Raw genomic sequence first — 24,421 nt, 5'->3', positions numbered from 1 at the left:
TGCATTAACCGTGTAGAAGCGAATCAGTGTTAAATGATCGCGTCGAGAGGCGGAACGGGTCGAAGAGCCCGAACAGGAGCAGGCATGAAACTGACGAGACGAGGCGTTCTTGCGGCCGCGGCCGCGACGGTGACGACCGGCCCGGTGCTGGCAGCCCCTCCCCGCGTGGTCACCATTCCACGAGAGTGGCTTCCCACCGAAATCAACGTGAACGAGGCGCTGCCCGCCGGGCAGGTTCATGTACGCATCGCCCAGAACAAGCTCTACTGGACCTTGGGCGATGGCCGGGCGATCCGCTATGTGGTGGCGCTTGGCGCAGCGGGGCGCAATTTCGCGGGCACGGCGCAGGTGGCGCGCAAGGCCGAATGGCCGTCATGGACCCCGACGGCCAACATGATCCGCCGCGAGCCCGCGGTTTACGGCCCCTATTCCGGCGGGCTGCCGGGCGGACACGCGCGCAACCCCTTGGGCTCGCGCGCGCTCTATCTCTACCAGAACGGTCGCGACACCTACTACCGCATCCATGGCACGCCGCAGCCATGGACCATGGGTCGCAAGTTCTCCTCGGGCTGCGTGCGTCTCATCAACGAGCATGTCGAGGACCTCTATACCCGGGTGCCGGTCGGCACGACCGTGGTCGTGGCCTGACAACACGACAAGGGCGCCCGCGATGGGCGCCCTTGGTGGTCCGGGTGGCCTACTGCGGCGCCTTGGTCATCCGCAGATAGGGCAGCACGGTCTTGAACTCGCCGAACTTGGCCTTGGCGTCGTCGTCCGAAAGCGTGGCCGGGATCACCACGTCCTGACCGACCTGCCAGTCGGCGGGCGTCGCCACGCCCTTGCCGGTCGAAAGCTGCAATGCGTCGAGCGCGCGCAGCACCTCGCCGAAGTTGCGCCCCACCGTCATCGGGTAGGTCATCGACAGCTTGAGTTTCTTGTCGGGGCCAATGATGAAGACCGCGCGCACGGTTGCGCTGTCGTTCGGGGTGCGGCCATCGGGAAGATAGGCTTCGGCGGGCAGCATGTCGAAGGCCTTGGAAATCTCCAGACCGTCATCCGCGACGATCGGGAATTGCGGCGCGGCGCCGCCGGCGGTCTCGATGTCGCGCTTCCAGCGGACATGCTCTTCCACGCCATCGACGGAAACGCCGAGCACCTTGGTGCCGCGCTTCTTCCACTCGGCGTCGAGCCGGGCGACAGCGCCGAATTCGGTGGTGCAGACGGGGGTGAAATCCTTTGGGTGGCTGAAGATGATCGCCCAATCGTCGCCGATCCAGTCGTGCAGCGCGAAGCTGCCCTGATCCGTGGTCACGGTGAGGTTCGGGATGTCGTCGTTGATGCGCAGGGCCATGTTCGCCTCCGGTTTCACTGTTTACCCAGCCTACATAGGAAGCCTCGCCCCCGCTCGCCATAGCTTGCGGGCCGAGTGGGGCGGTGACACTCTGCGCGGCGATACGGAGGAGTTCCCATGATCGAGAAACGCGACTTCTACATTAACGGCCAGTGGCGCGCGCCCGCGGCGGCACGCGACTGCGCCGTCATCGATCCCTCGACCGAGGAGGCCTGCGCCGTGATCTCGCTGGGCGGCGGGGCCGACACCGACGCCGCCGTCGCCGCCGCCAAGCGCGCGGGTCCCGGCTGGCGCGCGACGCCGCCCGCCGAACGCCGCGCCCTGGTCGAGCGTATCCTCGTGCAATACGAGGCGCGCGAGGAGGATCTCGCGCAGGCGATGAGCCTCGAGATGGGCGCACCGATCGACTTCGCCCGCTCCAACCAGGCGACATCCCTGCCCTGGCACCTCAAGAACTTCCTGCGCGCCTTTGACGAAATCGAATGGCTGCGCCCCTTGGGCAGTCACGCGCCCGACACGATGATCTCGCTCGAACCGATCGGTGTGGTCGGGCTGATCACCCCGTGGAACTGGCCGATGAACCAGGTCACGCTCAAGGTAATCCCGGCGCTGCTCGCAGGCTGCACCGTGGTGCTCAAGCCGTCCGAGGAGGCGCCGCTGTCGTCGATCGTCTTCGCCGAGATGCTCGATGCGGCAGGCGTGCCGCCGGGAGTGTTCAACCTCGTCAACGGCGACGGCGCGGGCGTCGGCACGCAGCTGTCGACCCACGAGGACGTGCAGATGATCTCCTTCACCGGCTCGACCCGCGCCGGTCGCGCGATCTCCAAGGCCGCCGCCGAAACGCTCAAGCGGGTGACGCTGGAGCTCGGGGGCAAGGGGGCCAACCTGATCTTCGCCGATGCGGGGGAGGAGGCAGTGGTGCGCGGCGTGCGGCACTGCATGCAGAACACAGGCCAATCGTGCAATGCGCCCACCCGGATGCTGGTCGAGCGGTCGTTCTACGAGACGGCGGTGGAGGTCGCGGGCCGCACCGCGCAGGAGACCGCCGTGGGCGCGGCGAGCCAGCCCGGTCGCCATATCGGCCCGCTGGTCAACAAGGCGCAGTGGGACAAGGTGCAAGGCCTGATCGAGACCGGCATCAAGGAGGGCGCGCGCCTCGTCGTCGGCGGCCCCGGCCTGCCCGAAGGCGTCAACCGCGGTTTCTTCGTGCGGCCCACGGTCTTTGCCGACGTGACCCCCGAGATGACCGTCGCGCGCGAGGAGATCTTCGGCCCCGTGCTGTCGATCATGCCCTTCGAAGACGAGGCGCAGGCGATCGAGATCGCCAACGACACGCCTTATGGTCTGACCAACTATGTCCAGTCCGCCGATCCGGCGCGGCGCAACCGACTGGCTCTGGCGCTGCATGCGGGCATGGTCGAGATGAACGGGAAATCGCGCGGCGCGGGCGCGCCCTTCGGCGGCGTGGGGCAATCAGGCCGCGCGCGCGAGGGCGGCATCTGGGGCATCGAGGAGTTCCTCGAAGTGAAGGCGATCTCCGGTTGGGGCCTCGACGCCGCCGAATGAACGCGAGAGGGGACGTGCCCGAGCGTGCCCCTTCTCTCTCCCATATACGGAACGACCGGTGTTCGCGGGGCGCGATCCCCAAGGCTGTGCGGCCTTGCACCCTCTCCGCGCTCGCAGCGGGAATAGTGATCGGGCGCAGCCGCGCTATCTTAGGCCCGACACCAAAGGAGCCAAGCCATGCTGACCCAGATCCGGGGCCTTCACCACGTCACCTCGATGGCGTCGGGGGCCCGCGCCAACAACGCCTTCTTTACCGACACGCTTGGCCTGCGCCGGGTCAAGAAAACGGTCAATTTCGACGCGCCCGACGTCTATCATCTCTATTACGCCGACGAGATCGGCACGCCAGGTACGGTGATGACCTATTTTCCCTTTCCCCATGCCGGCCGGGGCCGTCGCGGTGCGGGCGAGGTGGCGATCACGACCTTTGCGATCCCCGAAGGGGCAGCCGATGCGTGGGAGAGCCGCCTGCGAGAGCGCCATGTCAATGGCGTAACTCGCGACACCGCCTTCGGCGCGCAGCGCCTGCTGTTCGATGGGCCGGATGGCGAGCGGCTGGCTCTCGTCGAGACCAAAGGCGATGACCGCGCGCCATGGACCGGCGGTGGCGTGGCGCGGGATATCGCGATCCGCGGCTTTCACTCGGTCGAGATGCTTTTGCGCGACAAGGCTGCGACGGTCGAGCTGTTGCAGTTCATGGGCTATCGCGAGGCGCAGTCCGATGGCGCGCTGACCCGCTACGAGATCGCGGGCGGCAACCCGGCGCACCGCATCGACATCCGGGTCGATCCGGCGGCCCCACGCGCGGCGCAGGGCGCGGGCTCGGTGCACCACATCGCCTTTGCCGTCGAGAACCGCGCGGCGCAGGCCGAAGTGGCCCGAATGCTGGCCGAGAACGGCTGGCCCACCACGCCGCAGATCGACCGTGACTATTTCCATGCCATCTATTTTCGCAGCCCCGGCGGCGTGCTGTTCGAGGTGGCGACAAACGAGCCGGGATTCGACCGCGACGAGGAGCGCGCGCATCTGGGCAAGGCGTTGAAACTGCCATCGCAGCACGAGCATCTGCGCGCCGACATCGAGCGCCGCTTAGAGCCTTTGGGCGACGGCGCATGAGCTACCATGCCGCCCGCACCCAAGGGCAGCCGGGCGCGCCCCTGGTGTTCACCTTCCATGGCACCGGGGGCGACGAGCACCAGTTCCACCGCCTCGGCACCCAGCTGATCCGGGGCGCGCATGTCGTCTCGCCGCGCGGCGAGGTGAACGAGGGCGGCGCGCTGCGCTACTTCCGCCGCACCGGCGAAGGCGTCTACGACATGGATGACCTCGCGCGGCGGCGCGACGAGCTGATCCGCTTTGTCGAGGCCGAGATCGCCCGCACAGGTGCAAGGCGCGTCGTTGGTCTCGGCTACTCCAACGGCGCGAACATCCTCGCCGCCATGGCGCTGGAGCGGCCCGACCTCTTCGGAGAAATAATGCTGCTCCACCCGCTTATCCCATGGGACCCGGCGCCGCAGCCGGGCCTGAAGGGCCGCCGCATACTCGTCACCGCGGGCGAGCGCGACCCGATCTGTCCCGAGCCGCAGACGCGGAGCTTCCTTACCTATCTGGAGGCGCAGGGTGCGAGTGTCACCCAAGCCTGGCACCCCGGCGGCCACGAGATCCGGCCCATGGAGGTCGACGCGCTCAAGGCCTTTTTCGCCTAGAACGGCGCCTTGGCGGTAAAGCGCATGCCGCGCCCGCCATCGGGATGGCGAAATTGCAGCGTCTCGGAATGCAGCATCAGGCGCGGGTGATCCCGCGCCTCCCCTTGCGCATAGAACGGATCGCCCAGGATCGGGTGTCCCAGCGCCAGCATGTGCACGCGCAACTGGTGGCTGCGCCCGGTCTTGGGACTGAGCCGCACCCGGCTCTCAATTTCCGTCGCGCGCATCACGCGCCAGTCGGTCACCGCCTGCCGCCCGTTTTCGTGATCCACCATCTGGCGCGGCCGGTTCGGCCAATCGACGATCAGGGGAAGGTCGACGGTGCCGGTCGCGGGTTCGAGCCGCCCCTGCACCCGGGCAATATAAGTCTTTTTGGTCTGGCGTTTCTCGAATTGCAGCCCGAGATGGCGCTGGGCGTGCGGCGTCAGCGCAAAGACCATGACGCCCGAGGTGTCGCGGTCGAGCCGATGCACCAAAAGCGCCATCGGATAAGCCTCCTGCACACGGGCCAGCAGGCAATCGGAAAGGTGATCGCCCTTGCCCGGCACGGAGAGAAGCCCCGCCGGTTTGCAGACGATCAGCACCTCGTGATCCTCATGGATCACCTCAAGCGGATCCATCGGCGGGTCATAGGCGGTGCCGAGATCGGGTGCGCGGTCCGGGTCGGGATCTGGCGGGGTGTCAGGCGTCGGAGTCATGCGGCAGCGGTGCCACCACCCAGATCATCACGCAAGGGGTGTCATGCGGATTGAGCCACGACAGCGTTTCGCCTCGGCACCAGAAACTGTCGCCTGCCTCGACCACATGGTGCCGTCCGCCGATCCAGATTTCGAACGCCCCTTCCAGAACGGTTCCCATCTCGAGCCGACCACTCCGTGCGGGAAGCTCGGAAGCGGAATGGGCCAGCAAATGACTGCGATAGAATTCGATTCCGCCCATCACCGGCACCAGCAGGTCGTCGAGCGCGCCGGTACTGTCGGGCGTGATCTCGCGGCGCTGCTCGCGGCGCAGCACGTCATGCTCCTCCGCGTCGGTCTGCGTGCTGTGCCGGAACAATTCGGAAATCGGTATCTCAAAGGCCCGCGCGAATGCCGCCAAGTCCGAGTAGCTGGGCTGGGAGCGATCCCGCTCCACCTGGCTGATCCAGCCGGTGGAGCGGTGAACGAGGGGCGCGAGATCCGCGATCCTCAGGCCCCGCGAGATCCGTAACCGGCGCAGGTCCTGCCCTAAACTGCCAAGCTGTGGCGAAGCGTTACTCATTAAAGGACCTGCTCTTTAATACAGGCCACGAACGTATACTCGCGCAAAGGTTGTGTAATGGCAAACCATTTCACGACTCCGTGAACGAATTTCGTCGGGAAAACACGGTCGTCAGCAACTGTTCAAGTCGCGCGGCATCCCGCTCATCGAAGGCACCGGGCTGGTCGCTATCGAGGTCGAGCACGGCAAACACCTCTCCCGTCCCGTTTCTAAGCGGAATCACCAGCTCGGATCGGGTGGAGGCGGCGCAAGCGATATGGCCGGGAAAGGCATCGACATCCGCCACGATCTGCGTCGTGCCGCTGCGCGCGGCAGCGCCGCAGACCCCCCGCTCGAACGGGATGGTCAGGCACCCATGTCCGCCTTGATAGGGACCGATCTTGAGTAGTCCGGGTTCGGTCACCCGGTAGAAGCCGGTCCAGTCAAAGCGGTCATCGGCATGATGCAGCTCGCAAGCGACCGTCGCCATGAGGGCGATCTCGTCAGTTTCGCCTTCGGTCAGCGCAAGGATACGGTCGCGCAATTCTTCGAATGGCATAGTCATCGTCATGTCTGGCTCCGCATCTCGTCAATACAGAACACTGCACCGACGGGATCGTGCCGCGCAACCTATCGGACGTATAGGTTCAATTGAGATCGACCTGAAGCGGATAGTGACCGTCCTCGAACGGTCCGAACAGATCGTCGAGATCCGGGTGGTCGACCGGCTCGCCCGAAAAATCGGCCACGAGGTTCTGCTCGCTCACATAAGCCACGTAGTAGCTTTGCGCATTCTCGGCGAGCAGATGGTAGAAAGGCTGACCCTTGGCGGGACGGCTGTCCTCGGGGATCGCAAGGTACCATTCTTCGGAATTGGAAAAGATCGCGTCCACGTCGAACACGACGCCGCGGAACGGGTGCTTGCGATGGCGTACCACCTGCCCCAAGGAATATTTCGCGCGCGACTTCAGCATGGCAGACCGTCCTTTCCACCAGTATTACCCACAAAGCCCCTCACAGGTCCATGCGAGGTGGTCAAGTAGGGGAGAAACAGTCCGTGAACCTGATCCTGACAGTGCTGGAGATCACCGCGCCGGTCTTCGCTCTCGCCCTGATCGGTTTCGTCTGGGTCCGGCTGGGGCTGGCCTATGACGTGCCTTTCGTCAGCCGCATGGCGATGACCATATCGGTGCCCTGCCTGATCTTCGTGGCGCTGATGCAGACCGAGATCGACCCTTCGGCGCTGGCCACGCTCTCGCTCGCCGCTTTCGCGAGCTATGCGGTGCTTGCGGCGCTCTTCGCCGCGCTGGTAATGATCCTGAAGCTCGACGTGCCGACCTATCTGGCGCCGCTGATCTTCGGCAACACCGGTAATGTCGGCCTGCCTCTGGCGCTCTTCGCCTTTGGACAGGAAGGTCTGGGCTATGCGGTGGTGGTCTTCGCGGTGATGGCGATCGGTTCCTTCACCTTCGGGATCTGGTTGGTGGCGGGGCGCGGATCGCTGGGCCGGGTGCTGCGCGAGCCGCTGGTCTGGGGCACGGTGCTGGGCGCGTTGTTCCTGTGGCAGGGTTGGCAGACGCCGCGGGTCGTCACCAACACGCTGGAACTGACCGGCCAGATGGCGATTCCCCTGATGCTGATCACGCTTGGCGTAGCGGTGGCGCGCCTGCGGCCCGGCACGCTCGCGCTCTCGACCGGGCTCTCGGCCGCCAAGATCGCGCTATGCGCCAGCGTCGCGGTGGGGCTGGGGCTGTGGTTCGGCCTGCCATCGGTGGCCTTCGCGGTGCTGATACTCCAGATCTCGACCCCGGTGGCCGTCACGTCCTATCTGCTGGCCGAGAAATATGGCTCGGATGCGCAGGCGGTGGCCGGGCTCGTGGTCACCTCGACCCTGCTCTCCGTGATCGCTTTGCCGCTCATACTGGCAATCGTGATCGCGTGAGGCCGCCTCCCCTGTTTCGCCCCCCGCCGGCATCGGCTAGGCTCCAAAAAAAACGAACGCTTGCGAGGGGCAGATGAGCAGACTCTTTCGCGCCATGATTCTGTTGGCCGTCCTGGCCGGTTGCGGGCCGCGCGATTTCGCCGCGCCGCGCGAGTTGGACGACGCCTGCAGCATCGTGCGCCAGCATCCCGACTATCTCCGCGCCTTCAAGGCGACCGAGCGCAAATGGGGCGTGCCGGTCCCGGTGCAGATGGCGATCATCTACCAGGAGAGCAAGTTCATCGGCAACGCGCGCACGCCGTTCCAGTGGAAGCTCGGCGTGATCCCGGTGGGCCGTCAATCCTCGGCCTATGGCTACAGTCAGGCACTCGACGGCACGTGGGACGAGTACATGGAGCAGGAAGGCGGCTTCCGCCACAAGCGCGACGATATCGGTCACGCGACCAACTTCATGGGCTGGTACATGACCGGCACCACGCGCGAGCTGGGCATCCCGCTCTATGACACGCGCAACCAGTATCTCGCCTATCACGACGGTCGCGCGGGCTATCGACGCGGCACGTGGAAATCCAAGGGCTGGCTGATCAACGTCTCCGACGCGCTGGCGCGCCGGACCCTGCTCTACGACAGCCAGCTGCGCGCCTGCGGCAAGCGCTGAGGTGCAGGGGCGGTCTTCGGGCCGCCCTTTTCATGATGGCCCTAGCCCCAACGATCAGCTGTGCAACCGGGCCGAGGCGGCGCATCCTTCTGGCCCGGCCGACGCGGCCGACAGTAGGGAGTATCCCGACATGTCCCGACAGCTTTTTCGTGAATGCAGCGGCATCGCTCTTGCCCTGCTCGTGGCCTTGGGCGCCACCTCCGCATTGTCGCAGGACGACATGGCCCAGCCGATGCCACCCGAGACGATGGAATGGGGCGCGGCTCCGCCCACCCTCCCCGAGGGAGCCGAGCTTGCGGTCCTGAGCGGCAACCCGATGGAAGCCGGGGATTTCGTTGTGCGTCTGCGCTTTCCCGATGGCTACGCGGTGCCGCCCCACACCCATCCGACGGCAGAGAACGTGACCGTGATCTCGGGCACCATCATCTTCACGCATGGCGAGGATCCCGCCAGCGCCGAGCCACAGGAGATCGCCATGGGCGGGTACATCATGATCCCGGCGGACCACCCGCACAGGGCCGAGGCGCAGGGCGAAACGGTGATCCAGATCCACGGCGAGGGACCGTTCGAGGTCAGCTATCTCGACCCAGCCGACGATCCGCGGAACCAGTAGCGCAATCGAGCGCATGGCAGAAAGAAGATGGGCCACCGGCATGCCGTCGGTGGCCCCTTTTTTTTCGATTCATGCCGGAGAGACGATCACCACTTCGACATTTCGGAGCGGATGTTGAACTTCGAATCCGAGATCCCCGCCCCCGGTTTCAGGTCGTTGAGCACCACGGTGGTCTTCTGGCCCGCATTGTCGGTGACGATCCACTGGCGCAGCTCGACCGGGTCGGAGGTGAACACCATCTGGATCGAGCCATAGTCGGGATGCGCGGGGTCCTGCGCCGTCACCGTGGTCTTGGTGCCGTCGGAGGTGTGCCCCGTCACCATGCCCGCACGGCCGAGATCGACGTTGCGCTCGAGGATGATGTTGAGCGGCGTCTGGTTGAGCGGGTAGCGCTCGGGCCCGGCATTGGAGCGGGCGTCGAACACCGCCACCTGACCGCCGCCGGCGATCATCATGGAGCGATCGCCCTGATACTCAAAGCGGATCCGGCCCGGGCGCTTGATGTACATCGTGCCGGTCTGGATCGAGCCGTCGCCGTTGATCTGGGTAAAGCCCGAGCTCGCGGACTGGAGCTGGTTGAGGTAGCTTGAGACCTCCCCCAGCGAGAGCTGGCGCGCGAAAGCGGGCCCGGCGGCGACCGCCAGCGAGGCGGCGGCGAGAGAGGCGAGAAAGCTGCGTCGGATCATGGTCATTCTCTCGTGGTCCTTCATGTCGTGGCCCCGAACTGCGGGGCGTCTTGGACTTCGATATAGGAGCGGTCTGCCCGAATGTCCGCCGCTAGGCGATATCGCGCGCCCCGCCAGCCGATGACCGGCCCATGAAAAAGCCCCCCACCCGGCGGGGTAGGGGGCTTAACTGATTGATATGTATGTATATGCCAACCGACCACGGGGGGCTCGCGCCGATGTCAGTGCGCTTCGGGCACCAGCACCTCGCGCTTGCCGACATGGTTCGCGGCCGAGACCACGCCCTGATCCTCCATCTGCTCCACCAGTCTCGCGGCCTTGTTGTAGCCGATGGCGAGCTTGCGCTGGATGTAGGAGGTCGAGCATTTGCGGTCGCGCGCGACGATCTGCACCGCTTGATCGTAGAGCGCGTCCTCGCTGTCGCCGCCCCCGGTCGAGGAGCCGCCGCCCGCGAGGCCCAGCACTGCGTCGATGTCCGAACTCTTGTCCTCGTCGGGGCCTTCGACCACGCCGCCGACATAGTCGGGCGGACCAAACCCCTTGAGGTAGGTCACGATCTCCTCGACCTCCTCGTCCGAGCAGAACGGCCCATGGACGCGGGTGATCTTGGAGCCGCCGGCCATGTAGAGCATGTCGCCCATGCCCAGAAGCTGTTCGGCGCCCTGTTCGCCCAAGATGGTGCGGCTGTCGATCTTGGAGGTGACCGAGAAGGAGATCCGGGTCGGGAAGTTGGCCTTGATCGTGCCGGTGATGACGTCGACCGAAGGCCGCTGCGTCGCCATGATGAGGTGGATGCCGGATGCCCGCGCCATCTGCGCGAGACGCTGGATGCAGGCCTCGATCTCCTTGCCCGCGACCATCATCAGGTCGGCCATCTCGTCGACGATGACGACGATATAGGGCAGCACCTCGGGCTGGAACTCGTCGGTCTCGAAGATCGGATCGCCCGTCTCCTCGTCGAAGCCGGTCTGCACTGTGCGTGAGAACATCTCGCCTTTGGACAGCGCGTCCTTCACCCGGCCGTTGTAGCCGTCGATGTTGCGCACGCCCATCTTCGACATCTTGCGATAGCGTTCCTCCATCTCGCCCACGACCCATTTCAGGGCGACGACGGCCTTCTTGGGGTCGGTCACCACGGGCGAAAGCAGGTGCGGGATGCCATCATAGACGCTGAGTTCCAGCATCTTGGGGTCGATCATGATGAGGCGGCATTCCTCGGGCGAAAGCTTGTAGAGGAGCGACAGGATCATCGTGTTGATCGCCACAGACTTGCCCGAACCGGTGGTGCCTGCGATCAGGAGGTGCGGCATCTTGGCGAGGTTGGCGATCACCGGCTCACCACCGATATCCTTGCCCAGCGCCAGCGGCAGCTTCATCTGGTTGTCGCCATAGTCTCGCGCCGTCAGGATCTCGCGCAGCGCCACCATCTCCCGCTTGGCATTGGGCAGTTCGATCCCGATCACCGAGCGGCCCGGCACGGTCGAGACCCGCGCCGAGAGCGCCGACATCGACCGCGCGATGTCGTCGGCAAGACCGATGACGCGGGAGGCCTTGAGGCCCGGCGCGGGCTCGAGCTCGTACATGGTGACCACCGGGCCGGGGCGGACCGAGACGATCTCGCCCTTGACGCCGTAATCATCGAGCACGCTTTCGAGCATGCGCGCGTTCTCTTCGAGCTGCGCGTCCGGCAGGTGATGCCGCTCGATGGCCGAGGGGTCCATCAACAGGTCCAGCGGCGGGTATTCGTAATCGGGATAGGCCACCTGTGGCACGCTGGGCTGGCTCGGCGGCGAAACGGGGGCGGGCTGCGGCGCGGCGCGGGCGATCTCGGCGGCCGGACCCATCGGGCGCGCGGCGGCGGCGGGCGCTGCCGGGGTAGCCCTGTGCGCGGAAAGGCCGGAGGTCGCGGCGGGGGCCACGGGGTCGCGTCGCGCCGCCAGCGGAGCCTCTACGGCGCGCCGCGGGACCGGGGCAGATACCGGCATTGGCTCGGGATCGACGGTGACCTCTTCGACGCTGTCGTCGGCCTCGGGCCAATGGTCGGCGCTCGTGTCCGCTTCGGCGATCTCCGGCTCCCATTCCACGATGGCCTCGGCGGGCGGCATCTCGTGATCCTCGGCCTCGAACAGCTCGACCTCGGGCTCGGGTGCGACGCCGAACATGTCCGGCTCCATCGCGCGGCGCGCCAGCGGCGGCTCCACGCGGGGTGCGGCGGACGCGGCCTGCGCGGCACGCGCGGGCGCGCCGATCGCATGGGCCACCGCGGCGAGACCCGCCCCCGCCGCCGCGCTCGCGGCAGCGCGCGGGCTTTTGGTGATCACGAGGGGCTGCGGCCCGCGACCCCGCGTCAGCGCCGGTTCGATTCGACCGTTCTGGAACGGCGGCATGCTGGTCTGGCCGGTGCGCGCGCGGATCGCGTCGGAAATGCGCGAGCGGATGCGGTCGTCATCGCCCGCGCGCGGCGCGGTCGTCAGCGGCGGTTCGACCGGCTCGGCGGCAGGCATCTCGCGCGGCTCGCTCCGACGCAGCAGCTGCGGCATGCGCGACAGCAGCCCGCCCGAGGGCTCCTCGCTGCGCGGCGGACGCGGCGGCGCGGCGAGCGTGCCCGGCGGCGCGGGCGGCAGACGACGCGCGGGCGCAGCCTTTGCCTCGAAGGCCACCTCGTCCTGCATGTCCTGCGCGTCCCAGTCCTCTATCGGCGGTGGGGGCGGCACCGGCGCGCGCGAGGACATCGCAGGTTGTACGCGCGGCATCACGCGGCTGATCGCGGGCGGCATGCGCGGCGCGGTCGGCGTCTCGATCAACGCGTCCTCGTCCCAGCCATCGGTCTCGTCGCCCCCGGCGGCGGGCATGGGGGCCGGCTCGACGCTCGTGGTGGCCATGCGCTTGGCGGCATGCGCGCGCACCACCGCCGAGACGCGTTGCGTCTGGCTCGGCTCCGGCACGGCGCGGGCGGCGGCCTCTTCTTCGGCGGCGACGGCCGCGTCGCGGCGCATCTGCTCGCGCCGGGCCTCGATCTCGTCGCCGATGCGACCGCGCAGCACCTCGGCGGCGCGCATCGACACCGTGGCGCCGCGCCCCATCAACCGCAGGCCCAGCGCATAGGCCAGCACCAGCCCCAGCAGCAGCAGCCGCCACAAGCCTTGCGTCTCCTCGCGGGTAAAGCCGGTGACGAAGGCCCCTGCGGCAAGCGTGCCCGCCCCGAGAAGTAGCGCCAGAAGGTTCACCCCGAACCCCGCGCCGAAGGGCAGGATGGTGAGCAGCAGCCCCAGCACCGTGTCGCCGAACAGGCCACCGAGGCCGAAGCTGTGACTCCAGCCATCGGGCGGCGTCAGCGTCGCGGCGAAGACCGAGGCCAGCGCCACGACGATCGGCGCGAAGGTTAGCCGCGACATCGCCCGCTCCTCGCCCCGGTGCAGCGCCAGGCGCGTGCCCCAGACGAGGAACACCAGCGGCAGCATCCACGCGCCGCGCCCGACGATCATCACGATCGGCTGCGCCAGGGAGGCGCCGAAACGCCCGAGCCAGTTCTGGACCGGCGCGTCGGAAGCCAGCATCCAGTTGGGATCATCCGGGCTGTAGGAGCCGATCATCATCGCGATGATCAGACCCACGGCAATCAGCGCGAGTCCGAGCAGCTCCTTGCCGCGCTTTTCCAGCGCCGCCTGGGTGTTGCTGTCGAGCAGGGGTTCACGCCCCCTCGTCTGATACGCCATGTCGCTCGTCCTCTCCTCAGTCGTAGAGGCAGGCGCGGAGTGTCTCCAACCCGCGCTGCATCTCATCCGCCGGGGCCACCATGGCGACCCTGACATATCCCTTGCCGGGATTTTCTCCGTTCACGTCGCGCCCGAGATAGGCGCCGGGCAGCACCCGCACCCCCGTCTCGCGCCACAGCCTCAGAGCCGCGGGCTCGCCATCCTCGACCGGAAGCCACAGGAAGAACCCGGCTTCCGGCGCGGCATAGCCGGGCACCGATCCCAGGACCCGGTCCGCGATGTCGTATTTCGCGGCATAGAGCGCGCGATTCTCGACCACGTGCGCCTCGTCCGACCACGCCTTGGCGGCCACCGCCTGAAGCGGCAGCGGCAGCGGCGCGCCGGCATAGTTGCGAAGCTGGCGCATCCGGCGAATTGATTCGGGGCCGCCGGCGGCGAATCCCGCGCGCAGGCCCGGCAGGTTCGAACGCTTGGACAGCGAGTTGAACACCACCAGCCGCTCGGGGTCGGACCGCATGGCCTCGGCCACGGCCAAGGCCCCCGGCGGCGGCGTGTCGCGCCAGATCTCGGAATAGCATTCGTCGGCGAAGACGCGGAAATCATGCCGCTCGGCGAGGTCCAAGAGGCGCTTGAGATAGCTCTCGGGGGCCACGGCGCCCTGCGGATTGGACGGCGAACAGAGGTAGAAGATCGCCGCACGGTCCAGCGTCTCGGGCGAAATCGCGTCGAGATCGGGGAGGAACCCCGTGTTGGCGGTCGCGGGCAGGTAGCGCGGCTCCGCCCCCACCGACAGCGCGGCCACGGCATAAACCTGGTAGAACGGGTTGGGCATCAGCACCAAGGGACGCTGCCCGGCCTTGGCCTCGGGACACAGCGCCATCGCGGCGTTGTAGAGCCCCTCACGCGTTCCGTTGAGCGCCAGCAGCCGGTCGGGCGCCACCGCGATGCCGTAGCGCCGCGAGATCCAGCCCGAGATCGCGCCCAGAAGCATCTCCGAGCCTTCGTTCACGGGATACTTGCCGAACCCCGCCGCGGCATTGGCGATCGTGGGGCCGACCCAGTCGGGATAGGGGTGCTGCGGCTCGCCGATGGTCATGGCGAGGGGCGCGCCGCCCGGCTTGTGCGAATCAAGCAGGCTCCGCAGGCGCGGAAACGCATAGTCCGGTAGGTCCGAGAACCGATCGGGGAAATCCATCGCTGCCTCATGAACGGGGGTCATGCCAGTGCCCCTCTTGCCACGAAACTACCCGCGCGGGCAGCATGATGTCCAGCATTCGCCCCCTCCCCGCCCCTCATGTGTCTTTCGGGCCAAGAGATCCGACCGTCATCCCGGCCCCTCCCCCGCCCGAGGATGCCGCGCCGCATGGACAAACCCCGCTCCCGCCCCATAGTCAGCGCCATGACCCATGACAGCGACATCCTCATCGCGGGCGGCGGGCTCAATGGCCCGGTTCTGGCGCTCGCACTGGCCCGGGCGGGCTTTTCCGTGACTCTCGTGGATGCGGCCGCACCCCTGAGAAGGGCGGGCGAGTTCGACGGGCGGGCCTATGCCATCGCCGCCGGATCGCGGCGGATGCTGGCACGGCTCGGCCTTTGGGCGCCGCTCGCCGCCGAGGCGCAGCCGATGACTGAAATCAAGGTCACTGACGGGCGCGCGGGCGACGGCCCGGCGCCGTGGTGGCTGCATTTCGATTCGGCCGAGATCGAGGATGGCCCGATGGGCCACATGGTCGAGGATCGGCATCTGCGCGCCGCCCTCGGCGCGGCGCTGGAGGCAGCCCCCGGCGTGACGCGGCGCGCGCCCGACACGGTGACGGCCCAGGAGGTGACGCCGGGCGGCGTCTCGGTGACGCTCGGCTCGGGCGCGGTCCTTGGCGCGGCGCTTCTGGTGGGGTGCGACGGTCGCGCAAGTGGCACGGCGGCGCGCGCGGGCATCCATCGCCACGGCTGGGAATACGGGCAAAGCGCGATCACCTGCGCGGTGGAGCACGAATTGCCGCATGGCGGCATCGCGCACCAGTTCTTCATGCCCGGCGGCCCGCTGGCGATCCTGCCGCTCACGGGCAACCGCAGTTCCCTGGTCTGGAGCGAGACGTCGCCGCGCGCCGAACGGATCGCCTCGCTGGACGATGCGGGGTTCCTCGCGGCGCTGCGCCCGGCTTTCGGTGGTTTTCTGGGCGAGATCGGCCTCATCGGCACGCGTGGGCTGTTTCCGCTGGGGCTGAGCCTCGCCGAACGCCTCGCGATTCCGCGTGTGGCGCTGGTGGGCGACGCGGCGCATGGGCTGCACCCGGTCGCAGGTCAGGGGCTCAATGCCGGCCTGCGCGACGTGGCGGCCTTGGCGCAGGTGCTGCGCGAGGCGCGGCAGCGGGGCGAGGATACGGGCAGCCTACAGGTGCTTGAGCGCTATGCGCGCTGGCGGCGCTTCGACACGGCGACACTGGCGGCGACCACCGACCTCACGACGCGGCTGTTTTCCAACGACAACCCGCTGCTGCGGCTGGCCCGCGACGCCGGGATGGGGGCGATCAACGCGGTCGCACCGCTGCGGCGCGCGATGATCCGCGAGGCGGCCGGGCTGACCGGGGATCTGCCGGAGCTGATGCGCTGACCCCGGCCTTGACCGTCGCTCGCGACTGCGCGCTTACTCCAGCGCGCGCGCCTCGTCGGCGAGCATCACCGGAATCCCGCCCCTGATCGGATAGGCGAGGTTGGCCGCACGGCTGACCAGTTCCTGACGCTCGGCGTCGTAGGTCAGCGGACCTTGGGTCTGCGGGCAGACGAGGGCTTCGAGCATGCGGCGATCGAAGGCGGCCCGCCCCGCGCGTGGGTCCGGGCCGGGATCGGGGATCGGGTCCACGGGCGGCACCGGCGGCGGCGGCAGGTCGCCGGGCAGGTTCGGATCATCGGTCATTGCATCGTCTCCTCTCCCGAGCCGCCATGCAGGGCGAACTCGATCAGCGTCACCAGCGTCTCGCGGCGTTCGACCAGCGTTGGCGATTCCAGCAGCGCCTGCCGCTCCTCGCAGTCGAAGGGGCAGAGCATCGAAAGCGAGTTGATCAACAGCTCGTCCTCGGCCTCGTCGAGGCTCTCCCAATCGGTCGACAGCCCGCGCTCCTCGAAGAACCGGCCCAGCAGCTTCAGGAAGTCGTCGCGCCGCAGCCCCGGATCGGTCTCGACGGCCCCCCGGTCGCGCTCGAAGCCGCTCCAGCTCACGTCGCAGCGCCGGTAGGGCGTGAAGCCCTCGACCTCGCGCCGCACCCGAAACCGCGAGATGCCCGAGAGCGTGATCATGTAGCGCCCGTCCTCGGTCTCGGAAAAGGCGGTGAGCCTCCCCGCGCAGCCGATGTCGTGCAGCCGCGTCTTGCCCGATGCCGAATCGTAGGGCTGGATCATGCCCATCAGCCGCTCGGGCGTCTTCATCACGTCCTCGATCATAGCGAGGTAACGCGGTTCGAAGATATGCAGGGGCAGCCGCGCGCGCGGCAACAGCAGCGCGCCCGGAAGCGGAAAGACCGGGATCGTGTCGGGGAGATCGACGCCTGTCATCATGCAAGGCGAACTAGCCTGCCGCACCGCTCAGGCAAATATCATCGACGACAGCTTGCGCCGTCCGGCGAGCGCGATCGGGTCCTTGGCAGGCAGAGCGTCGAAAATGGTGAAGAGCTGTGTCTTGGCGGCGCCGTCGTTCCATTCGCGGTCGCGACGGAAAATCTCGAGGAGCTGCTCCACTGCCTCGGCGGTCTCGCCTTTGGCATGCAGCGCGGTGGCGAGATCGTAGCGCGCCTGCAGATCCGCGGGATCGGCCTCGACCCGGGCGTGCAGCTCGGCCACCGGCCCCGCGTTGCTGGCCTGACGGGCAAGCGCGATCTGCGCATGCGCGGCATCGAGCTCGGGCGCGCGGGCGATCTCGGCGGGCGCGCCGTTGAGGATCGCCTCGGCCTGATCGATCTGGTCGAGCGCCAAATGCGCGCGCACGAGGCCCGCATAGGCGCCCGCGGACTTGTCGTCCTCCTGCAGGATCGCGCCGAACACCTCGGCCGCGCCCACGGCATCGCCCTCACCGAGCATCGCCTCGGCCGCCTCGATGGCCTCGGCCAGACCGCCATCCTCCTCACCGCCGCCCAGCGCGACGAGCTTGTTCACGAAGGCCTCGATCTCCGAGCCGGGCAGCGCGCCCTGAAAGCCGTCGACCGGCTGGCCCTGCCAGAAGGCGTAGACGGTGGGAATCGACTGCACCTGAAGCTGGCCCGCATAGGCCTGGTTCCGATCGACATCGATTTTGACCATCTTCACCTTGCCGCCGGCCTTGTTGACCGCCGCCTCGAGCGCCGGGCCCAGCGTTTTGCACGGCCCGCACCACGGTGCCCAGAAATCGACGATCACCGGGACGGTCTTGGAGGTTTCGACCACGTCCTGCATGAAGCTGGCGTCGGAGCCCTCGCGGATCAGATCGTCCTTGGGGGCGGCGGGGGCGCTGTCGTTGAGACCGAGCATGTGGAGCTCCTGCTGTGATGTGCGGCCCTGTGCGGGCGGTGTTCCGAGGTGAGTATATGTGCGCACCGCGCGGGCGCGCCAAGCCCTAGAGATCGAAGCTGGCGAAGACCGGGGCGTGGTCCGAAGGTTTCTCCCAGCCGCGGGCCGCTTTGAGGACCCGGCTGCCATGCGCCGCAGTGGCAATGTCGGAGGTCGCCCAGACATGGTCGAGCCTGCGGCCGCGATCGGCCGCCTCCCAGTCCTTGGCCCGGTACGACCACCACGAATAGAGCGGCCCCTCGGGGATGTCCTGCCGGGTCACGTCGACCCAGTCACCGCTGTCTTGCACCTGCACGAGATGCTCGACCTCCACGGGCGTGTGGCTGACCACCTTGACGAGCTGCTTGTGGCTCCAGACGTCGTCCTCGCGCGGGGCGATGTTGAGATCGCCCACGAGGATCGCCCGCTCGGGCCGGTTGGCGTGAAAGTCGTCGCGCATATGGGTGAGGTAGTCGAGCTTCTGACCGAACTTCTCGTTCTTCTCGCGGTCCGGCTCGTCGCCGCCCGCCGGAACATAGAAATTGTGGATCGTCACCCCGTTCTCCAGCCGCCCGGCGATGTGACGGGCATGGCCGAGGTTCGCATGATCATGCGCGCAGACCTCCTCGATCGGGAGGCGCGACAGGATGGCGACGCCGTTGTAGCCCTTCTGCCCGCGCGCGATCATGTGATCATAGCCAAGCGCCCTGAACGCCTCGAGCGGGATCTTCTCGACCGGGCTCTTGCATTCCTGCAAGCACAGCACGTCGGGCCCCTCCTCCTGCAAAAGGCGGCTCACAAGCGTCTCGCGCAGGCGGACCGAGTTGATGTTCCATGTGCAAAGCGTAAAGGGCATGCGCGGTCTCCGGCTGTCGGGCCGGGCCTGCCTAGCGCCTCGCGTTCGCGAACGCCACCCGAACGCGTCAGGGCTCGACCGTATAGCTCTCGGAGGCGCAGACATCGACCCGATCCGGCACCACCGCACCGTCGGAGAACAGCATCAGCAGGTCGTAAAGGCATTCCGTCACGTTGCGGATGGTGACATCGGCGTTGCGCCCCGACGGCACCACGTATTCGCCCAAGAGATCGTCGCGCCAGTATTCATCCGTCACGGGGGAGGCGAACATGCGCACGAGATCGACGCCCGAGCGGTTGCGCACGCGCAGGGTCTCGGTCTCGGCCAAGGTCGCGGTCCCCAGAAGCGGGAGCAGCATGGCGGCGAGGGCGAGAGAGCGGAACGCTGGCATCGGGAACTCCTTTACTGATGAGTTCAGCCTACGCCTGCGCGGCCTTCAACCCCAGAGGCGTTTGAGGCCGCTCACGCAGGTGCGACCGACGGGTGCCGCCGAAAGAGAGCCGGAGACAGGAAAATTGGCAAAGAAAAGCCGGGCACGAGGCCCGGCAAGGTCCAACAGTCAGAGTGTGGCATGACCCAGCCACCGGGCTTCGGCAAGAAAACGTCGAAACGCCGTCCCGGTTCCGACGTTTTCAGGCAACGAGCCGATATCCGCCGGATTCGGTCACCAGAAGCCGCGCGTTCGAGGGATCGGGTTCGATCTTCTGGCGCAGCCGGTAGATATGGGTTTCCAGCGTGTGGGTCGTGACACCGGCGTTGTAGCCCCAGACCTCGTGCAGGAGGACATCGCGCGCCACCACGCCTTCGGAGGCGCGGTAGAGGTATTTCAGGATGTTCGTTTCCTTCTCGGTCAGGCGGATCTTGCGATCATCCTCGGCCACCAGAAGTTTCTGCGCGGGCCGGAAGCTGTAGGGTCCGAGCTGAAACACCGCGTCCTCGGATTGTTCATGCGTGCGCAGCTGGGCGCGGATGCGCGCGAGCAGGACCGGGAACTTGAACGGCTTGGTGATGTAATCGTTGGCGCCCGCATCGAGGCCAAGGATGGTGTCGCTGTCGCTGTCATGGCCGGTGAGCATGATGATCGGGCATTTCACGCCCTGCTTGCGCATGACCCTGCACAATTCGCGGCCATCGGTATCAGGCAGGCCGACATCGAGGATCACCAGATCGAACAGCCCGGCTTTGGCCTGAGCCATCGCTTCGTGCCCGTTGCCGGCCTCGAAGACATCGAAATCCTCAGTCATGACGAGCTGTTCGCTCAATGCTTCGCGCAGGTCGTCCTCGTCATCCACCAAAAGGATCTTCTTCACTTGTGCCATTTCGACGCCTCCATGACCTGCCGGCTCTACACATGTGTAACGGTCTCGTGTGCCTCAAGTTTCGTGACCATCCCTCACGTCGAGTTGTCGCCGCCCCCGGAAATGTTACATTCGCCTCCCGCGCCGGGGTGCTCCGGCCTGCCGCAAGGATGTGCCGATGCCCTTTCGTCCCGATCCCGTCGAGCGTCGCGCCCGTGCGCTGGCCGATCTGCGGCTTGGTGTGCCGGTGGTGCTGGGCCGGACATCGGGGGCGCTAGTGCTCGCGGCTGAGACGGCGCGCCCCGAGCGGCTGGCCGAGCTGCGCCGCATGGGCGGTGTGCCGGTGCTCGCGATCACGGGGCGGCGGGCGGCGACGCTGCGCGCGCGGGCCTATGACGGCGATATCGCGCGGGTGGCGCTGCCCGAGGGGGCGGATTGCGCGTGGGTGCGGGCCGTGGCGGACCCGGCGGGTGATCTCAATACGCCGATGAAGGGCCCGCTCAGGACGCTGCGCGACGGCGGGGCCGAGACGCACCGCGCCGCGATCGCGCTGGTCAAGGCGGCCCGCCTGCTGCCCGCGGCACTCGTTCTCCCCATCGAGGACGCTGCCGGTTTCGCCGCCGATAACGAGCTGACGCGCCTCGATCTGCCGCTGCCGCCCGCGATCACCCCCGCCTATGCCCCCGTCGCCGCCGCGCGGCTGCCGATGGAAGCGGCCGAAAAAGGCCGGCTGCACGTGTTCCGCCCCGGTGATGGCGGCGAGGAGCATTACGCGGTCGAGATCGGCAAACCCCTTCGCGACACGGCACCCTTGGTGCGGCTGCATTCGGCCTGCTTCACCGGCGACGTGCTGGGCTCGCTCAAATGCGACTGCGGGCCGCAGTTGCATGCCGCGCTCGACCAGATGGGCGAGGCCGGCGAAGGCGTTCTCCTTTACCTCAACCAGGAGGGTCGCGGCATCGGGCTGGCCAACAAGATGCGCGCCTACTCGCTGCAGGATCAGGGCTTCGACACGGTCGAGGCGAACCACCGGCTCGGCTTCGAGGATGACGAGCGCGATTTCCGCATCGGCGCCGAGATCCTCAAGCGGCTGGGCTTTTCACGCATCCGCCTGCTCACCAACAACCCCAACAAGGTCGCGCGGATGAACGAGGCCGGGATCGCGGTCGAGGAGCGGGTGCCGCTCAAGGTCGGTCGCGGCCTGCACAACCACCATTACCTCGCCACCAAGGCGGCCAAGTCGGGGCATCTTCTGTGATCCATTCTCCCGCCGATCTCGTCCTGACCCGCCGCGGCCTGCGGGTGCTGGGCCGGTATCTTCCCTGTTCGATCGGCAAGGGCGGCCTTCGCGCGGACAAGCGCGAGGGCGACGGCGCGACGCCGGTGGGCGAACACCGGATCACCGGCATGCTCTACCGGCCCGACCGCCTGCCCGCGCCGCGCCCTTGGGCGCAACCGATCCGGCCCGGCGATTTGTGGTCGGACGCCAGCAGCGACCCGGGCTATAACAGCCCGGTCCGCGCCCCTTACTCCGCCAGCCACGAGGTGCTGCGCCGCGCCGATCCACTCTATGACATCGTGCTGCTGACCGACTGGAACGAAGAGGGCATGGCCGGGCGCGGCTCGGCGATCTTTTTGCATCAGCGCCGCCGCGCGGGCTTTCCGACCGAGGGCTGCGTGGCCTTTGCCCGCCCCGACCTGCTCTGGCTGGCGCGGCATATCGTGCCGGGCGCGCGGTTGATCGTGCGCTAGGCCACTCCGGTCACCGAATACCCGAATCCATCTCTTGAGACCCGGACGACTTGTCGGTCAGCCGAGCGCCTCTGGCAGGCTCAGCCCACGCAGCGCCGCTTCGGCCTGCATCGGCTTCTTGCCCTCGCGCTGGATCACCAGAAGCTCCACCGCGCCGTCGCCGCAGGCAATGGTGGCGGGGCCGATCACCTCGCCCGGCGCGCCCTCACCGGGTCCGGACACCGCGCGCAGGATCTTCAGACGCTCCTCGCCCGCCATGCACCACGCGCCCGGAAATGGCGACAGGGCGTTGATCTGCCGCGCGACATGGGCGGCCGTGCGGGTCCAGTCGAGCCTAGCCTCGGCCTTGTCGATCTTGGCCGCATAGGTGACGCCGGCCTCGGGCTGCGGCTCAAGTCGCAGCGTGTCGATCTCGCGCAGCGCCTTCACCACCAACGCGCCGCCGATCCGGGCCAGCCGGTCATGCAGATCCGAAGTGGTGTCGGTCGCCCCGATCGGCGTCGCCTCGCGCAGGAGCACCGGTCCGGTGTCGAGCCCCGCTTCCATCCGCATGATGCAGACGCCGGTCTCGTTGTCGCCCTCCATGATCGCGCGCTGTATCGGCGCGGCGCCGCGCCAGCGCGGCAGCAGCGAGGCGTGGATGTTGAGGCAGCCCCGCGCAGGCGCGTTCAGCACTGGCTGCGGCAGAATCAGACCGTAAGCCACGACCACGGCGATATCGGCGTTCAGCGCGGCGAATTCGGCCTGCGCCTCCGCGTTCCTGAGCGACACCGGGTGCCGGACCTCGAGGCCCAACGCCTCGGCGCGGGCCTGCACGGCCGATGGCCGGGGCTTCTTGCCCCGCCCCGCCGGGCGCGGCGGCTGGGTATAGACGCAGAGGATCTCGTGCTCGGCGCGCATAAGCGCGTCGAGCGCATGTACCGAGAACTCCGGAGTGCCCATGAAGACGATACGCATCAGGAGAGCTTCCTCGCCTTTGCGACCAGCCGGTCGCGCTTGAGCCGGCTCAGCCGGTCGAAATACATCCGCCCGTCGAGGTGGTCGATCTGGTGCTGCAGCGAGGTCGCCCAAAGCCCGACGAAGTCGCGCTCCTCGATCTCGCCTGCCACGTTCAGGAACCGCGCCGTGACGGCACGCGGGCGTTCGATGACGGCAGAGACGCCCGGCAGGTTGGGCGAGGCTTCCTCGTGCTCGCGCAGTTGCACGCTGGCATGGAGCACTTCGGGGTTGGCCATCCGCACCGCCTGCCCGCGCCCGTCGGAGGCATCAACCACCGCGAGGCGCAGCGACACGCCGATCTGTGGCGCGGCGAGGCCGACGCCGGGCATCGCATCCATGGCCTCGATCATCTCGTCCCAGATGGCGCGGATCTCGTCGGTGATCGCCTCGACCGGTGCGGCGGGACGGCGCAGCGTGGGGTGCGGCCAGCGCAGGAAGGGGCGGCTCATTCGGGGGTGTCCTCCTCAAGGCGGTCGATGCACAGGATGCCGTTCAGGTGATCGAGCTCGTGCTGGATGCAAGTGGCCTCGATGCCGTCGAACGCGGCCTCGTGGCCGAGGCCGGTCAGGTCCTGCCAGCGCAGCACGATGCGCGCGGCGCGCCGGACCCGGCAGGGCGTGTCGGGGATCGACAGGCAGCCCTCCTCGCGCAGCACCGTCTCCTCGGAGGCCTCCACGATCTCGGGGTTCACGAAGACCTTGGGCGCGGGGTTGCCGTCGCGCCACTTCACGTCGGTGACGAAGATCCGCATCGGCAGCCCGACCTGCGGCGCCGCGAGGCCGCGGCCCGGCGCGTCATACATCGTCTCGATCATGTCGGCGGCGAGCTGCGACAGCGTCGCATCGAACAACACGACGGGAGCGCAGGTCGCGCGCAGCACCGGCGCGGGATGCCGGACGATGTCGAGCACCGCCATCAGCCGCGCGCCCGCTCGCGCTTGAGCTTGACCATCTTGCGGGTGATCATCTGCCGCTTCATCGGCTTGAGGTAGTCGATGAAGAGCCTGCCATCGAGGTGGTCGATCTCGTGCTGCACGCAGGTGGCCCAGAGCCCGTCGAACCGTTCGGTATGCGTCTCGCCGTCGAGGCCGAGCCATCGCACCTCGACCTCGGCCGGGCGCTCGACCTCGGCGAATTGCTCGGGGATCGAAAGGCAGCCTTCCTCATAGACCGAGCGGGCCTCGGAGGACCATGTCACGGCGGGGTTCACCAGCACCATCGGGCGGGCGGTTTCCTCGTCCTCCTTGGCGGCGTCCATGACGAGCAGGCGGCTCATCTGGCCTATCTGCGGCGCGGCGAGGCCGATGCCCGGTGCATCATACATCGTCTCGAGCATGTCTTCGGCGAGACGGCGGATCTCGTCGGTGATGGCGGGCACCGGGTCGGCCACGGTCTTGAGACGCGGGTCGGGGTGAATGAGGATGGGGCGCAATGTCATGGCGCCGATCTAGGGCCAAGCGGCGCGCATGGCAACATGCGGGCCCTTGCGCGTCCGGCCCGGCTTGTGCAGCCTCCGCGCGACCAA

Annotated in this window: 28 protein-coding genes; 10 read left to right on the top strand and 18 right to left on the bottom strand. The window is 67.7% G+C overall.

Going from position 1 to position 24,421, the window contains the following annotated elements; all coding sequences use genetic code 11:
* Positions 1 to 84 precede the first annotated feature (84 nt).
* On the top strand, positions 85 to 648 hold the full coding sequence (locus ACJASC_RS00815) for a L,D-transpeptidase (RefSeq protein WP_415142738.1): 564 nt from the start codon (positions 85 to 87) through the stop codon (positions 646 to 648).
* A 49-nt stretch (positions 649 to 697) separates the two neighbouring features.
* Here the strand turns inward: ACJASC_RS00815 and ACJASC_RS00810 are convergent, their stop codons facing one another.
* The gene (locus ACJASC_RS00810) at positions 698 to 1,351 is read right to left on the bottom strand and encodes a peroxiredoxin (RefSeq protein WP_021692274.1); all 654 of its coding nucleotides are present in this window, start codon (positions 1,349 to 1,351) and stop codon (positions 698 to 700) included.
* A gap of 117 nt (positions 1,352 to 1,468) precedes the next feature.
* Between ACJASC_RS00810 and ACJASC_RS00805 the strand changes: the two genes are divergently transcribed.
* The 3 genes from ACJASC_RS00805 to ACJASC_RS00795 all read left to right on the top strand — a co-directional run bounded on the left by ACJASC_RS00805 (position 1,469) and on the right by ACJASC_RS00795 (position 4,623).
* Positions 1,469 to 2,917: an aldehyde dehydrogenase family protein gene (locus tag ACJASC_RS00805; protein WP_415142736.1), complete on the top strand. Its 1,449-nt coding sequence runs from the start codon at positions 1,469 to 1,471 to the stop codon at positions 2,915 to 2,917.
* 177 nt (positions 2,918 to 3,094) lie between these two features.
* Positions 3,095 to 4,033, top strand: a complete 939-nt coding sequence (locus ACJASC_RS00800) for a ring-cleaving dioxygenase (protein ID WP_415142734.1) — start codon at positions 3,095 to 3,097, stop codon at positions 4,031 to 4,033.
* Entirely contained in the window at positions 4,030 to 4,623 is a 594-nt protein-coding gene (locus ACJASC_RS00795) for an alpha/beta hydrolase (RefSeq protein WP_415142732.1), read from the top strand. Before ACJASC_RS00800 ends, ACJASC_RS00795 begins: the two co-directional genes overlap by 4 nt.
* On the opposite strand, the gene ACJASC_RS00790 is transcribed toward ACJASC_RS00795, so the two are convergent.
* The 4 genes from ACJASC_RS00790 to hspQ all read right to left on the bottom strand — a co-directional run bounded on the left by ACJASC_RS00790 (position 4,620) and on the right by hspQ (position 6,836).
* Entirely contained in the window at positions 4,620 to 5,243 is a 624-nt protein-coding gene (locus tag ACJASC_RS00790; protein WP_200861241.1) for an RluA family pseudouridine synthase, read from the bottom strand. The genes ACJASC_RS00795 and ACJASC_RS00790 overlap by 4 nt on opposite strands.
* A 61-nt stretch (positions 5,244 to 5,304) precedes the next feature.
* On the bottom strand, positions 5,305 to 5,883 hold the full coding sequence (locus ACJASC_RS00785) for a helix-turn-helix domain-containing protein (RefSeq protein ID WP_045319545.1): 579 nt from the start codon (positions 5,881 to 5,883) through the stop codon (positions 5,305 to 5,307).
* 70 nt (positions 5,884 to 5,953) lie between these two features.
* A complete protein-coding gene (locus ACJASC_RS00780; protein ID WP_415142730.1) occupies positions 5,954 to 6,433 on the bottom strand; it encodes a GAF domain-containing protein in 480 nt (159 codons plus the stop codon).
* Between the two features lie 76 nt (positions 6,434 to 6,509).
* Positions 6,510 to 6,836: a heat shock protein HspQ gene (gene hspQ, locus ACJASC_RS00775; RefSeq protein ID WP_021692281.1), complete on the bottom strand. Its 327-nt coding sequence runs from the start codon at positions 6,834 to 6,836 to the stop codon at positions 6,510 to 6,512.
* Positions 6,837 to 6,919: 83 nt separating this feature from the next.
* Here hspQ and ACJASC_RS00770 point away from each other — a divergent pair, with 83 nt between their 5' ends.
* The 3 genes from ACJASC_RS00770 (at position 6,920) to ACJASC_RS00760 (ending at position 9,075) form a co-directional block, all read left to right on the top strand.
* Complete coding sequence (locus ACJASC_RS00770; protein ID WP_415142727.1) at positions 6,920 to 7,804, top strand: AEC family transporter; 885 nt, start codon at positions 6,920 to 6,922, stop codon at positions 7,802 to 7,804.
* Positions 7,805 to 7,877: 73 nt separating this feature from the next.
* The gene (locus ACJASC_RS00765) at positions 7,878 to 8,462 is read left to right on the top strand and encodes a transglycosylase SLT domain-containing protein (protein ID WP_045319546.1); all 585 of its coding nucleotides are present in this window, start codon (positions 7,878 to 7,880) and stop codon (positions 8,460 to 8,462) included.
* 130 nt (positions 8,463 to 8,592) lie between these two features.
* Entirely contained in the window at positions 8,593 to 9,075 is a 483-nt protein-coding gene (locus tag ACJASC_RS00760) for a cupin domain-containing protein (protein WP_415142725.1), read from the top strand.
* 86 nt (positions 9,076 to 9,161) lie between these two features.
* On the opposite strand, the gene ACJASC_RS00755 is transcribed toward ACJASC_RS00760, so the two are convergent.
* The 3 genes from ACJASC_RS00755 to ACJASC_RS00745 all read right to left on the bottom strand — a co-directional run bounded on the left by ACJASC_RS00755 (position 9,162) and on the right by ACJASC_RS00745 (position 14,672).
* Positions 9,162 to 9,767, bottom strand: coding sequence for a LolA family protein (locus ACJASC_RS00755; RefSeq protein ID WP_021692285.1), 606 nt, complete (start codon positions 9,765 to 9,767; stop codon positions 9,162 to 9,164).
* A gap of 215 nt (positions 9,768 to 9,982) precedes the next feature.
* Positions 9,983 to 13,477: a DNA translocase FtsK gene (locus ACJASC_RS00750; protein WP_415142722.1), complete on the bottom strand. Its 3,495-nt coding sequence runs from the start codon at positions 13,475 to 13,477 to the stop codon at positions 9,983 to 9,985.
* Between the two features lie 16 nt (positions 13,478 to 13,493).
* Positions 13,494 to 14,672: an aminotransferase class I/II-fold pyridoxal phosphate-dependent enzyme gene (locus ACJASC_RS00745; protein WP_415143045.1), complete on the bottom strand. Its 1,179-nt coding sequence runs from the start codon at positions 14,670 to 14,672 to the stop codon at positions 13,494 to 13,496.
* A 204-nt stretch (positions 14,673 to 14,876) separates the two neighbouring features.
* Here ACJASC_RS00745 and ACJASC_RS00740 point away from each other — a divergent pair, with 204 nt between their 5' ends.
* Positions 14,877 to 16,088 (top strand): UbiH/UbiF/VisC/COQ6 family ubiquinone biosynthesis hydroxylase, encoded by a 1,212-nt coding sequence (locus ACJASC_RS00740; protein ID WP_415142720.1) that lies wholly within the window; start codon positions 14,877 to 14,879, stop codon positions 16,086 to 16,088.
* A 33-nt stretch (positions 16,089 to 16,121) separates the two neighbouring features.
* Here the strand turns inward: ACJASC_RS00740 and ACJASC_RS00735 are convergent, their stop codons facing one another.
* The 6 genes from ACJASC_RS00735 to ACJASC_RS00710 all read right to left on the bottom strand — a co-directional run bounded on the left by ACJASC_RS00735 (position 16,122) and on the right by ACJASC_RS00710 (position 20,167).
* On the bottom strand, positions 16,122 to 16,274 hold the full coding sequence (locus ACJASC_RS00735; RefSeq protein WP_110546280.1) for a Trm112 family protein: 153 nt from the start codon (positions 16,272 to 16,274) through the stop codon (positions 16,122 to 16,124).
* A 113-nt stretch (positions 16,275 to 16,387) separates the two neighbouring features.
* Positions 16,388 to 17,029: an LON peptidase substrate-binding domain-containing protein gene (locus ACJASC_RS00730; protein WP_415142718.1), complete on the bottom strand. Its 642-nt coding sequence runs from the start codon at positions 17,027 to 17,029 to the stop codon at positions 16,388 to 16,390.
* Between the two features lie 27 nt (positions 17,030 to 17,056).
* The gene (gene trxA / locus ACJASC_RS00725; protein ID WP_415142716.1) at positions 17,057 to 17,974 is read right to left on the bottom strand and encodes a thioredoxin; all 918 of its coding nucleotides are present in this window, start codon (positions 17,972 to 17,974) and stop codon (positions 17,057 to 17,059) included.
* 85 nt (positions 17,975 to 18,059) lie between these two features.
* Entirely contained in the window at positions 18,060 to 18,848 is a 789-nt protein-coding gene (locus ACJASC_RS00720; protein ID WP_021692293.1) for an exodeoxyribonuclease III, read from the bottom strand.
* A gap of 67 nt (positions 18,849 to 18,915) precedes the next feature.
* A complete protein-coding gene (locus ACJASC_RS00715; protein ID WP_021692294.1) occupies positions 18,916 to 19,239 on the bottom strand; it encodes a hypothetical protein in 324 nt (107 codons plus the stop codon).
* Positions 19,240 to 19,480: 241 nt separating this feature from the next.
* On the bottom strand, positions 19,481 to 20,167 hold the full coding sequence (locus ACJASC_RS00710) for a response regulator transcription factor (RefSeq protein ID WP_021692295.1): 687 nt from the start codon (positions 20,165 to 20,167) through the stop codon (positions 19,481 to 19,483).
* A gap of 157 nt (positions 20,168 to 20,324) precedes the next feature.
* Between ACJASC_RS00710 and ribA the strand changes: the two genes are divergently transcribed.
* Positions 20,325 to 21,404, top strand: a complete 1,080-nt coding sequence (gene ribA / locus ACJASC_RS00705; RefSeq protein ID WP_415142713.1) for a GTP cyclohydrolase II — start codon at positions 20,325 to 20,327, stop codon at positions 21,402 to 21,404.
* Complete coding sequence (locus ACJASC_RS00700; protein ID WP_415142711.1) at positions 21,401 to 21,898, top strand: L,D-transpeptidase family protein; 498 nt, start codon at positions 21,401 to 21,403, stop codon at positions 21,896 to 21,898. The genes ribA and ACJASC_RS00700 overlap by 4 nt, the downstream gene beginning before the upstream one ends.
* Before the next feature lie 57 nt (positions 21,899 to 21,955).
* Here the strand turns inward: ACJASC_RS00700 and fmt are convergent, their stop codons facing one another.
* The 4 genes from fmt to def (ACJASC_RS00680) are packed head-to-tail and all read right to left on the bottom strand — an operon-like array spanning position 21,956 to position 24,334.
* Positions 21,956 to 22,855: a methionyl-tRNA formyltransferase gene (gene fmt, locus ACJASC_RS00695; protein WP_415142709.1), complete on the bottom strand. Its 900-nt coding sequence runs from the start codon at positions 22,853 to 22,855 to the stop codon at positions 21,956 to 21,958.
* Complete coding sequence (gene def / locus ACJASC_RS00690) at positions 22,855 to 23,346, bottom strand: peptide deformylase (RefSeq protein ID WP_415142707.1); 492 nt, start codon at positions 23,344 to 23,346, stop codon at positions 22,855 to 22,857. Before def (ACJASC_RS00690) ends, fmt begins: the two co-directional genes overlap by 1 nt.
* Positions 23,343 to 23,813 carry a peptide deformylase gene (gene def, locus ACJASC_RS00685; RefSeq protein WP_415142705.1) on the bottom strand — a complete coding sequence of 157 codons (471 nt, stop codon included), beginning with the start codon at positions 23,811 to 23,813 and terminating at the stop codon, positions 23,343 to 23,345. The genes def (ACJASC_RS00690) and def (ACJASC_RS00685) overlap by 4 nt, the downstream gene beginning before the upstream one ends.
* A complete protein-coding gene (def, locus tag ACJASC_RS00680; protein ID WP_415142703.1) occupies positions 23,813 to 24,334 on the bottom strand; it encodes a peptide deformylase in 522 nt (173 codons plus the stop codon). The genes def (ACJASC_RS00685) and def (ACJASC_RS00680) overlap by 1 nt, the downstream gene beginning before the upstream one ends.
* Positions 24,335 to 24,421: the final 87 nt, after the last annotated feature.

Source organism: Limimaricola cinnabarinus (assembly GCF_047631075.1).
GTDB classification, from domain to species: domain Bacteria; phylum Pseudomonadota; class Alphaproteobacteria; order Rhodobacterales; family Rhodobacteraceae; genus Limimaricola; species Limimaricola cinnabarinus.
This window is presented reverse-complemented; position numbering and strand designations above follow the sequence as displayed.

What these genes read in the sequence shown, in the direction of transcription:
- ACJASC_RS00785 (WP_045319545.1), bottom strand. Translation starts at nt 5,883, where the DNA reads ATGAGTAACGCTTCGCCACAGCTTGGCAGTTTAGGGCAGGACCTGCGC.
- fmt (WP_415142709.1), bottom strand. Translation starts at nt 22,855, where the DNA reads ATGCGTATCGTCTTCATGGGCACTCCGGAGTTCTCGGTACATGCGCTC.
- ACJASC_RS00790 (WP_200861241.1), bottom strand. Translation starts at nt 5,243, where the DNA reads ATGGATCCGCTTGAGGTGATCCATGAGGATCACGAGGTGCTGATCGTC.
- hspQ (WP_021692281.1), bottom strand. Translation starts at nt 6,836, where the DNA reads ATGCTGAAGTCGCGCGCGAAATATTCCTTGGGGCAGGTGGTACGCCAT.
- ribA (WP_415142713.1), top strand. Translation starts at nt 20,325, where the DNA reads ATGCCCTTTCGTCCCGATCCCGTCGAGCGTCGCGCCCGTGCGCTGGCC.
- ACJASC_RS00730 (WP_415142718.1), bottom strand. Translation starts at nt 17,029, where the DNA reads ATGATGACAGGCGTCGATCTCCCCGACACGATCCCGGTCTTTCCGCTT.
- ACJASC_RS00710 (WP_021692295.1), bottom strand. Translation starts at nt 20,167, where the DNA reads ATGGCACAAGTGAAGAAGATCCTTTTGGTGGATGACGAGGACGACCTG.
- ACJASC_RS00750 (WP_415142722.1), bottom strand. Translation starts at nt 13,477, where the DNA reads ATGGCGTATCAGACGAGGGGGCGTGAACCCCTGCTCGACAGCAACACC.
- ACJASC_RS00740 (WP_415142720.1), top strand. Translation starts at nt 14,877, where the DNA reads ATGACCCATGACAGCGACATCCTCATCGCGGGCGGCGGGCTCAATGGC.
- ACJASC_RS00760 (WP_415142725.1), top strand. Translation starts at nt 8,593, where the DNA reads ATGTCCCGACAGCTTTTTCGTGAATGCAGCGGCATCGCTCTTGCCCTG.
- ACJASC_RS00720 (WP_021692293.1), bottom strand. Translation starts at nt 18,848, where the DNA reads ATGCCCTTTACGCTTTGCACATGGAACATCAACTCGGTCCGCCTGCGC.
- ACJASC_RS00810 (WP_021692274.1), bottom strand. Translation starts at nt 1,351, where the DNA reads ATGGCCCTGCGCATCAACGACGACATCCCGAACCTCACCGTGACCACG.
- def (WP_415142707.1), bottom strand. Translation starts at nt 23,346, where the DNA reads ATGAGCCGCCCCTTCCTGCGCTGGCCGCACCCCACGCTGCGCCGTCCC.
- def (WP_415142703.1), bottom strand. Translation starts at nt 24,334, where the DNA reads ATGACATTGCGCCCCATCCTCATTCACCCCGACCCGCGTCTCAAGACC.
- ACJASC_RS00780 (WP_415142730.1), bottom strand. Translation starts at nt 6,433, where the DNA reads ATGACGATGACTATGCCATTCGAAGAATTGCGCGACCGTATCCTTGCG.
- ACJASC_RS00765 (WP_045319546.1), top strand. Translation starts at nt 7,878, where the DNA reads ATGAGCAGACTCTTTCGCGCCATGATTCTGTTGGCCGTCCTGGCCGGT.
- trxA (WP_415142716.1), bottom strand. Translation starts at nt 17,974, where the DNA reads ATGCTCGGTCTCAACGACAGCGCCCCCGCCGCCCCCAAGGACGATCTG.
- ACJASC_RS00795 (WP_415142732.1), top strand. Translation starts at nt 4,030, where the DNA reads ATGAGCTACCATGCCGCCCGCACCCAAGGGCAGCCGGGCGCGCCCCTG.
- ACJASC_RS00745 (WP_415143045.1), bottom strand. Translation starts at nt 14,672, where the DNA reads ATGGATTTCCCCGATCGGTTCTCGGACCTACCGGACTATGCGTTTCCG.
- ACJASC_RS00715 (WP_021692294.1), bottom strand. Translation starts at nt 19,239, where the DNA reads ATGCCAGCGTTCCGCTCTCTCGCCCTCGCCGCCATGCTGCTCCCGCTT.
- ACJASC_RS00735 (WP_110546280.1), bottom strand. Translation starts at nt 16,274, where the DNA reads ATGCTCGAAGCCCTCGTCTGCCCGCAGACCCAAGGTCCGCTGACCTAC.
- ACJASC_RS00755 (WP_021692285.1), bottom strand. Translation starts at nt 9,767, where the DNA reads ATGACCATGATCCGACGCAGCTTTCTCGCCTCTCTCGCCGCCGCCTCG.
- ACJASC_RS00800 (WP_415142734.1), top strand. Translation starts at nt 3,095, where the DNA reads ATGCTGACCCAGATCCGGGGCCTTCACCACGTCACCTCGATGGCGTCG.
- ACJASC_RS00815 (WP_415142738.1), top strand. Translation starts at nt 85, where the DNA reads ATGAAACTGACGAGACGAGGCGTTCTTGCGGCCGCGGCCGCGACGGTG.
- ACJASC_RS00805 (WP_415142736.1), top strand. Translation starts at nt 1,469, where the DNA reads ATGATCGAGAAACGCGACTTCTACATTAACGGCCAGTGGCGCGCGCCC.
- def (WP_415142705.1), bottom strand. Translation starts at nt 23,813, where the DNA reads ATGGCGGTGCTCGACATCGTCCGGCATCCCGCGCCGGTGCTGCGCGCG.